Origin of the sequence: Micromonospora sp. KC606 (genome assembly GCF_004348675.1) — a bacterium.
Taxonomy (GTDB): domain Bacteria; phylum Actinomycetota; class Actinomycetes; order Mycobacteriales; family Micromonosporaceae; genus Micromonospora.
Genome location: NZ_SMKN01000004.1, coordinates 1 through 13,978, shown reverse-complemented (window position 1 = coordinate 13,978; position 13,978 = coordinate 1). Strand labels below are relative to the sequence as shown.

Here is a 13,978-nt window from a genome sequence, read left to right as displayed (position 1 = left end):
GACGTTTCCGCGGAAGCGCAACGTTTGGTTGCGCAAGGTCGACCCCCGGGGGTACGGTCATGCGCAACCAAACGTTGCGGGAGGGTGTCATGGAGTTCGGAACCATCGAGCGCGAGATCTACGTCGAGGCGTCGCCCGAGATCGTCTTCGAGGTGGTGAGCAGTCCCGACCACCTCAGGCAGTGGTGGCCGGACGACGCGCGGTACGACCAGACGCCCGGGTCGGTCGGGGAGATCGTGTTCGGTGACCGCGACGCCGGCGGGGCAGTGGTGCCGTTCACCGTCGTCGACGCGCGACCGCCGCGGTCGTTCTCGTTCCGGTGGACGCACCCGGCCGACGAGGTCGCGGCGGAGGGCAACTCGCTGCTGGTCACCTTCGACCTGACCCCGTCGGGCCGCGGGACGCTGCTCAGGATGACCGAGACCGGCTTCCGTGAGATGGGCTGGGAGGTCGCTGTCCTGGAGCAGCAGTACCGGGAGCACGACACCGGCTGGGACTTCTACCTGCCGCGGCTGGCGCCGTACGTCGCGACGCTGGGGGTGCGGCAATGAGCGCCGCGCTCGCCGAGAAGGTCGACGACGACCTCTGGTCCGCGATCGGGGACCCGACCCGGCGGAGAATGCTCGATCTGCTGCTCATCGAGGGCGACGGCACCGCGACCACGCTGAGCCAGCAGATGCCGGTCACCCGTCAGGCGGTGGCCAAGCACCTCGGCGTCCTCGACCGGGTCGGCCTGGTCCGAGCGACGCCGGCTGGCCGGGAGAAGCGGTACCGGGTGGACGAGGCCCAGCTCGCCCGCGCGGCGGCCCAGCTGTCGTCGGTGGGGCTGGCGTGGGACGCCCGGCTGCAGCGGATCAAGCGGATCGCCGAGGCGATCCAGCGCACCCGACAGGACTGACCACGAGACAGGCGAGACCAGGGAGAGTCGAGATGGTGGATATCCTGCACAGGATCGGGGCTAAGACCCCGACGCCGGAGAAGGTGTACGACGCGCTGACGACCGTCGAGGGCCTCACCGGCTGGTGGACCGACGACACGAAGGGGAGCGGCGACCTCGGCGGTGTCCTCGAGTTCCGGTTCCCGGTCGGGGGCTTCGACATGGAGGTCGTCGAGCTGCGGCCGTCCGAACGGGTGTCGTGGCGGGTGGTCGACGGTCCCGAGGAGTGGATCGGGACCACGATCGACTGGGATCTCCGCCAGGACGGCGACTACACGATCGTGCTGTTCACGCACCGGGGCTGGCGGGAGCCGGTGGAGTTCATGCACCACTGCAGCACCAAGTGGGCCACGTACCTGATGAGCCTGAAGTCGTTGGTGGAAACCGGCGAGGGCGCTCCGGCGCCCCGGGACGTCTGGATCGACGACTGGCACTGATGCGCCCGCCGGGCACCGCAACGGGACTCCGTGCGCCGGCAACGCCGGGAAGACAGCCGGTCGGGTGGGGTCCGCCGCGGTAGGCCACCAGCGCCCTGGCCGATCAACGAGCCAGGACGCTGGTGGCCGGTCCGCCACGGACGCGGCACGGCATGTCACGGGAGGGCGATGTCGGGGCGAGATGGCACCATGTCGCGGGTGACCAGCAGAACCGCCGAGGCGCAGCACCTGCGCGACCTCGTTCGGTTGCGCCGCGTGCGCGACCGGATCGACCGGGAGTACGCGCAGCCGTTGGACGTGGAGGCGCTCGCCCGCGGCGTGAACATGTCCGCCGGGCACCTCAGCCGTCGGTTCCGGCTCGCGTACGGCGAGTCGCCGTACGCCTATCTGATGACGCGGCGCATCGAGCGCGCGACGGCGCTGCTACGTCGCGGCGACCTCAGCGTCACCGAGGTCTGTTTCGCGGTCGGCTGCGCCTCGCTGGGCACCTTCAGCACACGCTTCACCGAGCTGGTCGGCGTGCCGCCCAGCGTCTTCCGGCGCCGTGCCGCAGCGACTACGGCGGGGATGCCGGCGTGCGTGGCGAAACAGGTGACCAGACCGGTCAGGAATCAAGAAGCGCGGGTCGTGCGGTCGCCCCTAGCCTGATCGCCATGGACATCACCATTCACACCAGCTTCCTCCCGCATGACGACCCGGAGGCGTCCCTGGCCTTCTACCGCGACACCCTCGGCTTCGAGGTCCGCAACGACGTCGGACAGGGCACGATGCGCTGGATCACCGTCGGCCCCGTCGGCCAGCCCGACACCTCCATCCTCCTGGCGCCGCCGGCCGCCGACCCCGGCGTGACCGAGGACGAGCGCCGCACCATCGTCGAGATGATGGCCAAGGGCACCTACGGCTGGATCCTGCTGGCCACCCGGGACCTGGACGGCACTTTCGAGAAGGTGCAGGCCGGCGACGCCGAGGTCGTCCAGGAGCCGACCGAGCAGCCGTACGGCATCCGCGACTGCGCCTTCCGCGATCCCGCGGGTAACCTGGTCCGCATCCAGGAGCTGCGCTGAGCGGTCCGGCGGCCGCGGCCATGACCTGCGCAGAAGACGTCCAGCGAAGGCGTGCCGGCGAGCCCGACGTGCCGCGCGAACCCGACGTGCCGCGCGAAGCTGGTCAGATCGAGCCAGGCGACGCCGACGGAGACTCGAAGCGGCCCGGGTAGCCCAGATGGAGACACGATGAGCATCGCCACGAGGCCCGACCCGCGGTTGTCTGCGCCGTACGGTGCCGACAGCCACGATCTGATCCGCGTGCACGGCGCGCGGGTGAACAATCTCAAGGACATCAGCGTCGAGATTCCGAAGCGCCGGCTGACGGTGTTCACCGGCGTCTCCGGCTCGGGCAAGAGCTCGCTGGTGTTCAGCACCATCGCCGCGGAGTCGCAGCGGATGATCAACGAGACCTACAGCGCCTTCGTGCAGGGCTTCATGCCGACGCTGGCAAGACCCGACGTCGACGTCCTCGAGGGGCTGACGACTGCGATCATCGTCGACCAGGAGAGGATCGGTGGCGACCCCCGATCCACGGTCGGCACCGCCACCGACGCCAACGCGCTGCTGCGCATCCTCTTCAGCCGGCTCGGGCAGCCGCACGTCGGCGGACCCCAGGCGTTCTCGTTCAACGTCGCCTCGATCAGCGGAGCGGGTGCGGTCACCCTGGAGCGCGCCGGGAAGACCGTGAAGGAGCGGCGCAGCTTCAGCATCACCGGCGGCATGTGTCCGCGCTGCGAGGGCCGGGGCGCGATCTCCGACATCGACCTCACCCAGCTCTACGACGAATCCAAGTCGCTCGCCGAGGGCGCGTTCACGATCCCCGGCTGGAAGTCGGACAGCTTCTGGACGGTGCGCGTCTATGCCGAGTCGGGCTTCGTCGACCCGAACAAGCCGATCCGCGAGTACACCAGGAGGGAGCTCCACGACTTCCTCTACAAGGAGCCGGTCAAGGTGAAGGTCGACGGCGTCAACCTCACCTACGAAGGGCTGATCCCCAAGATACAGAAGTCGTTCCTGGCCAAGGACCGGGAGGCGATGCAGCCGCACATCCGGGCGTTCGTGGACCGGGCGGTCACCTTCACCGCCTGCCCGGAGTGCGGCGGCACCCGGCTCAGCGAGGCCGCCCGGTCGTCGCGGATCAGCGGCGTCAACATCGCCGACGTCTGCGCGATGCAGATCAGCGACCTGGCCGAATGGGTGCGCGGCCTCGACGAGCCGTCGGTGGCGCCGCTGCTCGCCACGCTGCGGCGGACCCTCGACTCGTTCGTCGAGATCGGGCTGGGCTACCTCTCGCTCGACCGGCCGTCGGCCACGCTGTCCGGCGGCGAGGCACAGCGCACCAAGATGATCCGCCACCTCGGCTCCTCGCTCACCGACGTCACCTACGTCTTCGACGAGCCCAGCATCGGCCTGCACCCCCACGACATCCAGCGAATGAACAACCTGCTGCTGCGGCTGCGCGACAAGGGCAACACGGTGCTCGTCGTGGAGCACAAACCCGAGACGATCGCTATCGCCGACCACGTCGTCGACCTCGGCCCCGGCGCCGGCGCGGTGGGCGGCACGGTCTGCTTCGAGGGCACCGTCGGAGGGCTGCGGGCGAGCGGCACCCTCACCGGCCGCCACCTCGACGACCGGGCCACCCTCAAGGAGACCGTACGCAAGCCCACCGGCGCCCTGGAAGTCCGTGGCGCGGACACGCACAATCTGTGCGACGTTGACGTCGACATCCCGCTCGGGGTGCTCGTCGTCGTCACCGGCGTCGCCGGCTCCGGCAAGAGCTCGTTGGTGCACGGGTCGATCCCCGCCGGCGCGGGTGTGGTGTCGATCGACCAGGGTGCGATCCGGGGCTCGCGTCGAAGCAACCCGGCGACGTACACCGGATTGCTCGACCCGATCCGTAAGGCGTTCGCGAAGGCCAACGGCGTGCGGCCGGCGTTGTTCAGCGCCAACTCCGAAGGTGCCTGCCCCGTCTGCACCGGCGCCGGTGTCAGCTACACGGATCTGGGGATGATGGCCGGTGTCGCCACGGTCTGCGAGGAGTGCGAGGGGAAGCGGTTCCAGGCGGCGGTGCTGGAGTACAAGCTCGGCGGTCGCGACATCAGCGAGGTGCTCGCGATGTCGGTGACCGAGGCCGCGGGGTTCTTCGGTGCGGGCGAGGCGCGCACGCCGGCCGCGTCCGCCATCCTCGGCCGGCTCGCCGACGTCGGGCTCGGCTACCTCGGCCTCGGCCAGCCGCTCACCACGCTCTCCGGCGGCGAGCGGCAGCGACTCAAGCTGGCAACCAACATGGCCGCCACGGGCGGTGTCTACCTCCTCGACGAGCCGACCGCGGGTCTCCACCTCGCCGACGTCGAGCAGTTGCTCGGCCTGCTCGACCGACTGGTCGACGCCGGCAAGTCGGTCATCGTCGTCGAGCACCACCAGGCGGTCATGGCGCACGCCGACTGGATCATCGATCTCGGCCCCGGGGCCGGCCACGACGGCGGCCGGATCGTCTTCGAGGGCACCCCGGCCGATCTGGTCGCCGCCCGCTCCACCCTCACCGGCGAGCACCTAGCGGCCTACGTCGGCACCTGACCGAGCCGCTCGTCGGTCCGCGACCGGATCGCACGCCTCACCGGGCCGACCCGGTGGCCCCGGCGGCGCCGTGGCTGGCCGTACCCGGGGACCAGGGCCAGGGCACGTCGCCGAAGGCCGTCTCGACCAGCAGCGCCTCGACGCCGCGCAGCAACCCCTCGGCCCGCTCCGCCGGCAGGTACCGGGTGTCAGCGGTGACGACCAGCTCGATCGCGCCGGGGGCGTCGCGTACCTGGAGGCGGCAGCGCCAGGGGAACTCCGCCAGCTCCGGCAGCCACCGGAAGACGCTGTCGGCCACCATGGCCCGCACACCGGCCTCGTCCGGGCCGGCCGTCGGGGGGCGGACGGGCCGGGACAGCCGGGCGTCGTTGAGATAGCAGAACGGGGCCAGGAAGGTCCGGTGGTCGTGGCCCCGCTCGGTGACCGCGCGCTCCCAGGCGGCCGGGTCGTAGTAGGCGTGCCGGTAGGCGTCCAGGGCCGCGCGCCGGGCGCGGGACAGCAGCTCGGCGAAGCCGGGCCGGCCGGTCAGGCCCACCCGGCACAACCCGATCTGGTTCAGGGTGCCGACGGCGCGGTCGTGACCGGGCTGGAAGCGGTTGTTGGCCATGACGACGATCCCGCAGGCGTCCCGCCCGCTGCCCGCGTCCAGCACGGCGGCGGTCGCCGCCAGCAGGGCATCGGAGGTGCTGACCCGGTGTCGGGCCGCCACCAGCACGGACGCGTGGTGCAGCGCCGCGGACACCAGCGAAGCGCGCAGGTGGCGGGCCTCCGCCAGGGGCCGCAGCGGGTCGGCCAGGCTCCCGGTGAGGCCGGCCAGCTGCCGGGCCCAGTACACCACCGCCCGCTGCGAGCGCCGTGCCTCGACGTGGCGTTCCCGCTCGGCGAGGTCCAGCGACTGGAGCCCGGGCGGCGTGTCCAGCGTGCCGCGCAGCAGGAGCACCCGCAGGTCACGCAGTACGGTGTCGGTGGCGTGCAGGTCCACGACGGAGTGGCTGAATACCGCGACGACCTGCCGTACCCGGTCGTCGACCGTGACCAGCGCGACGCGCAGCGGCCACTCGGCGACGTGGTCGAAGCGTGGCTCGCGTAGCCGGGCGGCCAGGGCGGCCGCGGCACGGTGGCCGTCCGGGTCGCCGGCGGGGTGGGCCACGGCGTGGACGAGGACCGGCAGCAGGCCCGTCGCTGTCGCCTCCTGGTGCAGCTCGCGGTCGCGGAGGCGGAGCCGGGTACGCAGCGACTCGTGCCGGGTGACCAGCGCGCCGACGGCGCGCAGCGCCCGGGGCACCGTGACGTCGGCCCGTGCGGCGACCGTCAGGGTGCGGGAAAGACCCAGCACCCGGTACGCGGCGGGGGAGTCGAACTCCTCGACGGTGCGCCACATGGCGCGCTGCCCCCAGGTCAGTGGTGCGCTCGCGGCGCGTCCGCCGTGGAACGGCGCGTGCGCCACCTGCTCGACGCCCGGGACGCCCGGGACGTTAGGGACTGCCGGGGCCCTTGGGACGTCGGGGACTTCCGTGACGCCCGGAGCGACCGGCCCGCCGGCAGCCGGAAGAACCGTGCGGGCGGACGACCACGGCCACGGTACCGCCTCGAAGGCCGCCTCGACCAGCAACTCCTCCAGCCCGCGCAGGAACGGCTCGACGGCATCCATCGGAAGGTGGCGGGTGTCGGCGGTGAGTGTGACTCCGACCCCGGCCGGCTCGTCGACCACGTGGGTCAGCAGGTGCCAGGACGCCTTGTGCAGGCCGGCGGCCCAGGAGAAGGTGCTGCGCTGCATGGCGGCCCGCAGCTCACCCGGGGTCGCCCGGGGCACCGGGCCGACGCCGCCGGAGGACAGCCGGACGTCGTTGAAGTAGTGGTGCGGCAGGAACGCCGAGTCGACGTCGACGCCCCGGGCCGTGAGGGCGTGGCGCAGCGCCGACGGGTCGTAGTAGGCGTGCCGCAGGCCGTCCAGGGACGCGGCCCACACGCGGGACACCAGCTCGCCGAAGTCGGGCCGCCCGGTCAGGTCCAGCACGCAGAAACCGATCTGGCCGAGGTTGGCGACCGCGTCGGCGTACTCGGCGCGGAACCGGTTGTGGGCCATCGGGAACAGGCCGCACAGCTCGCGGCGCGAGTCGCGGGCGGCCACCGCCGTGAACCCTGCCAGCAGCACCGCCGACACGCTGACCCGCTGCCGGGCGGCGATCAGCCGGGCGGCGGTGTCGATGGCGGAGGAGACCAGCACACCCCGGCGCAGCGGGGGGTCGAGCCCTGGCCCGATCGGGGTCCACTGCTGGCGAGGTAGGCGCGGAAACTCCCGCAGCCAGTACGCCACGGCCCGCTCCGAGCGGCGCCGGTCAGCCCCGTGCTGGCGGCGGGCGACCTCCGCCGACTGCGGGCCGGGTGGCGTGGGCAGGGTGCCCCGGAGGAGGATCAGCCGCAGGTCGCGGAGCACGACCTCGGCGGCGTGCGCGTCCACGGTGGTGTGGCTGAACACCACCACGACCTGCCGTACCCGGTCGTCAACCGTGACCAGCGCGACCCGCAGCGGCCACTGTTCGGCGTGGTCGAACGCGACGTCGCCGAGGCGGCCGGCGGCCTCCCTGGCGGCACCGGACCCGTCACCGGCCCCGGCGTGCACCAGCAGCGGCAGCACCCCGGCCGCCGCCGTGTCCTGGCGCGGCTCGCCGTCGCCTACCCGCAGCCGGGTGCGCAGCGCGCCGTGGCGACCGACCAACTCGCCCACCGCGCGTGCCGCGGCGGCCACGTCCACGCCGGCCCGCGCCGACACCGCCACGGTACGCCGCAGGTTGAGGAAGCGGTGGTTGGAACCGAACCGGGTGAACGACCGCCACAGCACCTGCTGTGCCCAGGTCAACGGTGCCGTCCCGGCCCCGGCGCCGGTGAACTCGGCGGGCACGAGGGCCCCGGACGCCCACTCGGCGGGTGCCACCACGTCGGTGAATCGCATTCCCGACCGTACGACGGACCGCTGCACGGCCGGATCGCTCGATCATGTCTTCCACAGTGGACCGATCAGCCGATCCGTTGCCCTGGTCGCGGCGTGCACACTACTGGCTCCCGTCCGTCACCGCAGCGAGAAGGCACGCGTGACCAACGTTGACGTACCGTCGCAGAGCCCCGCCCTCGCGTCGACCGCGCCCCGGCTCCCCGCAGAACCCTGCCTGTCGTTCGGTCAGGAGCGGATCTGGTTCACCGAGCAGTTCACTCCCGGCACCGCCGCGTACGTCATCTACTCGACCACCCGGCTGCGCGGGCCGCTGGACGTCGACCTGCTGCGCGCCGCCCTCGACGCCACCGCCGACCGGCACGACAGCCTGCGCATGCGGTTCACCGAGAACGCGAACGGAGAACCCGTCGTGCACGTGCTCCCGCGGGTGCGGGTGCCGGTCACCGTCACCACCGCCCCGTCGGAGTCCGCCGCCCGCGCGCTGGTGTCCGCCTCCGTCGCCACCCCCTTCGACCTCGGCCACGCCCCGTTGCTGCGCGCCCTCGTCGTGCGGCTCGGCGACGAGGAGCACCTCGTACACCTCGCGACGCACCACATCGTCAGTGACGGCTGGTCACTGAACCTGCTCCTCGGCGAGGTCGCGGCCACCTACGCCGCGCTGCGCGACGGCGACGTCCCACCCCCGGCTCCGGCCCTCGACTACGTCGACTACGCCACCTGGCAGCGGAACCGGCTCGACGGCCCGGCCACCGGCGACGGCTTCGCGTCCTGGACCCGTGCCTTGGCCGGCGTGCCGCCGCTGGAGTTGCCCACCGACCGGCCCCGGCCGGCCGTGCAGTCCTACGCCGGTGACACCTACCGATTCACCCTCGACGCCGAGCTCACCGACGGCCTGCGCCGGCTCAGCCGCGCCAACCGGGCCACCCTCTACATGACCCTGCTCACCGGCCTGCAGGCCGTGCTGTTCCGGTACGGCGGGCAGCGCGACTTCGCCATCGGGTCTCCGGTCGCCGGCCGGGTGGTGCCGGAGCTGGAGAACCTCGTCGGTCTCTTCGTCAACACCCTCGCGCTGCGCGCCGACCTCTCCCCGGTCGCGGCGACCGCCGACGCCCCGGCCACCGAGCCCAGCTTCGCGGCCCTGCTGCGGCGCACCCGCACCATCGTGGTCCGGGCTCTGGCCCACCAGGAGATCCCGTTCGATCGACTGGTCAAGGAACTCCACGTCGCCCGCGACGTCAGCCGCTCCCCGGTGTTCCAGGTGCTGTTCACCCTCCAGAACTACGACCGCGGCGGCGACCGCTGGCCCGTCGGCCTGCACGCCGAGGGCATCGGTACCGACGCCGCCAGCGCCCGGTTCGACCTGTCGCTCTACGTCAGCGAGACCACGGACGGACTGCGCGGCATGGTCGTCTACCAGACCGACCTGTTCGACGCGGCCACCGTTCGCCGGCTGACCGGCAGTCTCGAGACGCTGCTGCGCGCCGCGGTCGCCCGGCCGGACCTGCCCGTCGTCGACCTGGACCTGCTCGGCCCCGCCGAGCGGGACCGGGTACTCGCCCTCGGCCGGCCGGGGCGGGGCGATGCCGACCACCCGGCCGCCGGCGCCGGCGTCACCCGCTCGGCGGACACGCTGGCCGACCTCATCACACCCTTCGTCACCGCCACGCCCGACGCGCCGGCCGTGGTCTGCGGGCCGGACACGCTCACCTACCGGGAGCTGGACCGGCGGGCGAACCAACTGGCCCACCTGCTGCGCGCCCGGGGAGTCGGTCCGGAACGGCTGGTCGGGGTCCTGCTGGAGCAGTCCGTCGACCTGGCCGCGACGCTGCTCGGGGTGCTCCGCGCCGGCGGCGCGTACCTGCCGCTGGACCCGGAGCAACCCGCCGCCCGGCTGGCCGGGATGCTCGCCGACGCCCGCCCGACGGTGGTGCTCACCAGCGCGGAGCTACGGGACCGGCTGCCCACCGACGCCCCGGTCGCCTGCCTCGGCGAGCTCGCCGTCGCGGCCGCGGCGGTGCCCGACACCCCACCGGAGAGCGGGGCGACCGGCGAGAACCTCGCCTACGTCATCTACACCTCCGGCTCCACCGGCACGCCGAAGGGCGTCGCCGTGGCGCATCGGCAGGTGCTGCGCTACCTCGACGGGGTGGCCGACCGGTTCGCGATCGTCCCGGCCGCCCGGTACGGGCTGCTGCAGTCGATGTCGTTCGACTTCAGCGTCACCCTGTTCTACCTGGCGCTGGCCACCGGCGGAGCGGTACACCTGCTGCCCCGCCGCTGCACCGGCGCCGATCTGGCCGAGCGGCTGAGCGTGGAGCGTATCGACTACCTGAAGATCACCCCGTCGCACCTGGCGGCGCTCACCGCCGACGCCGAGCCGGCCGAGCTGCTGCCCGCCCGCGCGCTGATCCTCGGCGGCGAGACGTCCGACCTGGAGCGCGTCGCTCCGCTCGCCGCCGGCCCGGCACGGATCTTCAACCACTACGGTCCCACCGAGGCCACCGTCGGCGTCGCCACCTGTGAGGTGGTCGCCGACGGACCGCGCACCGGCCCGGTGCCGGTCGGCCGGCCCCTGCCGCACGCCCGCGTGTACGTGCTCGACGAGCGGATGCGCCCGGTGCCGGTCGGGGTGCCCGGTGAGCTGTACCTCGGCGGCGACCGACTCGCGCGCGGCTACCTGAACCGGCCCGGTCTCACCGCCGAGCGCTTCGTGCCCGACCCGTACGGGCCCTCGGGCGCCCGTCTCTACCGCACGGGGGATCTGGGCCGGTGGAACGCCGACGGTGAGCTGGTCTTCCTCGGCCGCCGCGACCACCAGGTGAAGATCCGCGGCTACCGGGTCGAGCTGGGGGAGATCGAAGCCACCCTGCGGGACTGCGACGGCGTACGGCAGGCGGCGGTGCTGCTGCGCGACGACCGGCTGGTGGCCTATCTGGAGTCGGCGCCCGGCACGGACGGCCTGGACCCGGCGCGCCTGCGCCGCCGCCTCGCCGACCGGCTGCCCGAGCACATGGTGCCGACCCGCTGGATGCTTCTGGACCGGCTGCCGTTGCAGGAGCACGGCAAGGTGGACCGGCGGGCCCTGCCCGAGCCGACCGACGCGCCGCCGCGCGGCGAGCGGGTGGCCCCGGCCGGGCTGGTGGAGAACCTGGTGGCCGGCATCTGGCAGGCCGTGCTGGGGGTGGCTGACCTCGGCGCCACCGACGACTTCTTCGACCTGGGCGGGCACTCGCTGCTGGCCACCCAGGTGGTGGCCCGGCTACGCCGAGAACTGCCCGCCGTGGTCGGCGCCGACGCGCCGGCGGTCAGCGTGATGGACCTCTTCCGCCACCGCACCGTACGCGAGCTGGCTGCCCTCGTCGCCGGGACCGGCGACGGTCCCGGCGGGCTGCTGCACGAACTGACCCCGCCGGCATCCCCCGCCGACCGGGTCGCCACCCTGGTCTGCGTCCCGTACGGCGGGGGCAGCGCCGTGGTGTACCAACCGCTGGCCGACGCGCTGCCGGCCGGGTACCGGCTGCTGTCGGTGGCAATGCCCGGCCACGACATCGGCCTCGCCGACGAGCCCGCGCCCATCGCCGACGTCGCCGCCGACGTCGTCGCGGAGATCCTGGCCCGGGTGTCGGGCCCGCTGATCCTCTACGGACACTGCGGCCCCGGCGGCGCGCTGGCCGTGGAGGTCGCCCGCCGGCTGGAGGCCGCCGGCCGGGACCTGCTGGCGGTGTACCTCGGCGCGGTCTTCCCGTTCGCCCGACCGGCCGGCGGGCTGCTCGGCCCGCTGCTGCGGCTGCGACTGGCCGAACGTCTCCGCAGCGACCGCATCTACCGCACCTGGCTGCAGGCGCAGGGCACCGCCGTCGGGTCGCTCGCGCCCGACGAGGTCCGGTTCCTGATCCGGGCGATGCGGCACGACGCCGAGGTCTCCGAGGACTACTTCACCGAGCTGACACGCCAGCGGGTCACCCCGCTGCGCGCTCCCGTCATCTCGGTGGTCGGCGAACGAGACCGCAGCACCGACTACCACGAGGAACGGTACCGGGAGTGGCACTTCCTCACCGACCGCACCGCGCTGGCGGTGGTCGACGAGGGCGGGCACTACTTCCTCAAGTACCGGGCCGCCGAACTGGCGGAGATCGTCACCGACGTGCACCGGCGGCTCGACGCGCCGCCACCCGCGCCGACCGACCCGGACGCCACCCGGCCCGCCTGGCAGCTCGCCGCCGTCTCCCGCCGGCCCGCCGGCCCTCCGCCACCGGGCACCGACACCCCGGCGGACGCCGCGCCGCCGCCCAGCATGCGCCGTTTCGGGCTGGTTGCCGCCGGGCAGATCGTCTCCGGCCTGGGCACCGCACTGACCACCTTCGCGATCCCACTGTGGATCTACACCCAGACCGGGTCGCTCGCCCGGTTCGCGCTGTTCGCCGTGCTCGGCTTGCTGCCCGGCCTGCTCGTCGCGCCGCTGGCCGGGGCGCTGGTCGACCGCTCCAGCCGGCGACGCGTCCTGCTGCTGGCCAACGCCGCCGCCGGCGGCGCCAACGCGGTGATGGCCGGACTCGTGCTGGCCGACCGGGCCGAGGTGTGGCACTTCTACCCGCTGACGGCGTGGCTGTCGGTGGCGCTGGCGTTCCAGCGCCTCGCGTTCGTCTCGGCGGTGCCGCAACTGGTGCCCAAGCGCTACCTCGGCCACGCCAACGGGCTCACCCAGACCGCCGTCGGCCTCACCCAGTTCACCGTGCCGCTGCTGGCCGTGGCCCTGCTACAGGCCGTCGGGCTGCGTGGCATCCTGCTCATCGACGTGGTGTCGTACCTGCTCGCCATCGGTGTCCTGGCGGCCGTGCGGTTCCCGCGCACACTGGCGCTGCGACGGCGCGAGGGCATCGGCGCCGAGATTGTCGCCGGCCTTCGCTACTCGCTGCGCCGCCGGGAGTTCCGCGCCATGCTGGCGTTCTTCGCGGCGCTGAACTTCTTCCTGTTCCCGGTGTTGTTCCTGCTCTCCCCGCTGGTGCTCGGCTTCGCCGACCTGGACGAGGTGGCCCGGGTCGCGCTCGCCGGCGGGGTCGGCGCGGCCGTCGGCGGCCTGGTGATGCTGCTCTGGGGCGGCCCCCGCCGGCGCCGGATGCGGGCGGTGCTGGTGGGCACCTGCGGCATCGGGGTGGCCGCCGTGCTCACCGGGCTGCGACCGAACCTGCTGCTCATCGGTGCGGGCGCGTTCGGCATGTACCTGGCCCTCGGCATCGTCAACGGCGTCTACCACACGATCATCCAGACCAAGGTGCCGGCGCGCGTCCACGGCCGGGTCTTCGCGCTCAACCAGATGGTCGCCCAGTCGACCCTGCCGCTGGGCTGGGGCGTCGTGGCCCCGTTCGCCGCCCGGGTCGCCGAGCCGGTGTTGCTGCCCGACGGCGCGCTGGCCGCCACGGTCGGCGCGGTGATCGGCGTCGGTCCGGGCCGTGGCCACGGCCTGCTGTACGTGCTGTTCGGGGTGTGCATCACGCTGACGGCGCTGGTGTCGCTGCTCACGCCGACCCTCGCCCGGTTCGACGACGAGGTGCCCGACGCGCCGCCGGACGACCTGGTCGGCATCGAGGAACGCCGGGCCCGGGTCGCCGGTGGCCGTCGGCCGTCGGCCGCCACCGCCGGACGGAAGGCCGCCTGACATGACCGCCGCGACGACCACCGGCGGGGCCACGCCCCCGCTCCGCACCGTGCCCGAGCTGCTCGACTGGCGCGCCGGCCTGCACCCCGACCAGGTCGCGGTCGAGGTGCACGGTGTGGCGACGCTGACCTTCGCCCAGTGGGCCGCCGGCGCGACCGCCGTCGCCGCCGCGCTGCGGCACCGGGGCCTGGGCCACGGCGACCGGATCGGCCTGCTGTTCGGCGCCCGCGACTGGACCCGGTTCGCCGTGGCGTACTGCGGGGTGCTGCGGGCCGGCGGCGTCGCCGTGCCGCTGTCCGACCAGCTCGCCGCCGGGCAGCTCGGGTACGCGCTGACCCACTGCGCGGCTACCGCCGTGGTGCACGGCGA

General features: G+C 73.4%; 9 protein-coding genes. 8 read left to right on the top strand and 1 reads right to left on the bottom strand.

Features of this window, described 5'->3' with window-relative positions; translation table 11 throughout:
* Positions 1–89 precede the first annotated feature (89 nt).
* The 6 genes from E1193_RS01985 (at position 90) to E1193_RS01960 (ending at position 5,000) form a co-directional block, all read left to right on the top strand.
* Positions 90–551: an SRPBCC family protein gene (locus E1193_RS01985; protein WP_132179614.1), complete on the top strand. Its 462-nt coding sequence runs from the start codon at positions 90–92 to the stop codon at positions 549–551.
* Positions 548–898 (top strand): metalloregulator ArsR/SmtB family transcription factor, encoded by a 351-nt coding sequence (locus E1193_RS01980; protein ID WP_132179612.1) that lies wholly within the window; start codon positions 548–550, stop codon positions 896–898. The genes E1193_RS01985 and E1193_RS01980 overlap by 4 nt, the downstream gene beginning before the upstream one ends.
* Positions 899–930: 32 nt before the next feature.
* Complete coding sequence (locus E1193_RS01975; protein WP_132179610.1) at positions 931–1,374, top strand: SRPBCC domain-containing protein; 444 nt, start codon at positions 931–933, stop codon at positions 1,372–1,374.
* Positions 1,375–1,572: 198 nt separating this feature from the next.
* Positions 1,573–2,022: a helix-turn-helix transcriptional regulator gene (locus tag E1193_RS01970; RefSeq protein ID WP_132179608.1), complete on the top strand. Its 450-nt coding sequence runs from the start codon at positions 1,573–1,575 to the stop codon at positions 2,020–2,022.
* Positions 2,023–2,027: 5 nt separating this feature from the next.
* Positions 2,028–2,438 carry a VOC family protein gene (locus tag E1193_RS01965; RefSeq protein WP_132179606.1) on the top strand — a complete coding sequence of 137 codons (411 nt, stop codon included), beginning with the start codon at positions 2,028–2,030 and terminating at the stop codon, positions 2,436–2,438.
* A 168-nt stretch (positions 2,439–2,606) separates the two neighbouring features.
* Positions 2,607–5,000, top strand: coding sequence for an excinuclease ABC subunit UvrA (locus E1193_RS01960; RefSeq protein ID WP_132179604.1), 2,394 nt, complete (start codon positions 2,607–2,609; stop codon positions 4,998–5,000).
* Positions 5,001–5,037: 37 nt separating this feature from the next.
* On the opposite strand, the gene E1193_RS01955 is transcribed toward E1193_RS01960, so the two are convergent.
* Positions 5,038–7,953, bottom strand: a complete 2,916-nt coding sequence (locus E1193_RS01955; RefSeq protein ID WP_132179602.1) for a condensation domain-containing protein — start codon at positions 7,951–7,953, stop codon at positions 5,038–5,040.
* 139 nt (positions 7,954–8,092) lie between these two features.
* Between E1193_RS01955 and E1193_RS01950 the strand changes: the two genes are divergently transcribed.
* Together E1193_RS01950 and E1193_RS01945 are read left to right on the top strand one after the other, a co-directional pair.
* On the top strand, positions 8,093–13,609 hold the full coding sequence (locus E1193_RS01950) for a non-ribosomal peptide synthetase/MFS transporter (RefSeq protein ID WP_132179600.1): 5,517 nt from the start codon (positions 8,093–8,095) through the stop codon (positions 13,607–13,609).
* Position 13,610: 1 nt separating this feature from the next.
* On the top strand, positions 13,611–13,978 hold a 368-nt coding region (locus E1193_RS01945), incomplete at its 3' end, for an AMP-binding protein (RefSeq protein ID WP_243707222.1).

Excerpts from the sequence above, each read along its gene's own strand:
- E1193_RS01985 (WP_132179614.1), top strand. The coding sequence starts at position 90 with ATGGAGTTCGGAACCATCGAGCGCGAGATCTACGTCGAGGCGTCGCCC.
- E1193_RS01980 (WP_132179612.1), top strand. The coding sequence starts at position 548 with ATGAGCGCCGCGCTCGCCGAGAAGGTCGACGACGACCTCTGGTCCGCG.
- E1193_RS01975 (WP_132179610.1), top strand. The coding sequence starts at position 931 with ATGGTGGATATCCTGCACAGGATCGGGGCTAAGACCCCGACGCCGGAG.
- E1193_RS01965 (WP_132179606.1), top strand. The coding sequence starts at position 2,028 with ATGGACATCACCATTCACACCAGCTTCCTCCCGCATGACGACCCGGAG.
- E1193_RS01960 (WP_132179604.1), top strand. The coding sequence starts at position 2,607 with ATGAGCATCGCCACGAGGCCCGACCCGCGGTTGTCTGCGCCGTACGGT.
- E1193_RS01955 (WP_132179602.1), bottom strand. The coding sequence starts at position 7,953 with ATGCGATTCACCGACGTGGTGGCACCCGCCGAGTGGGCGTCCGGGGCC.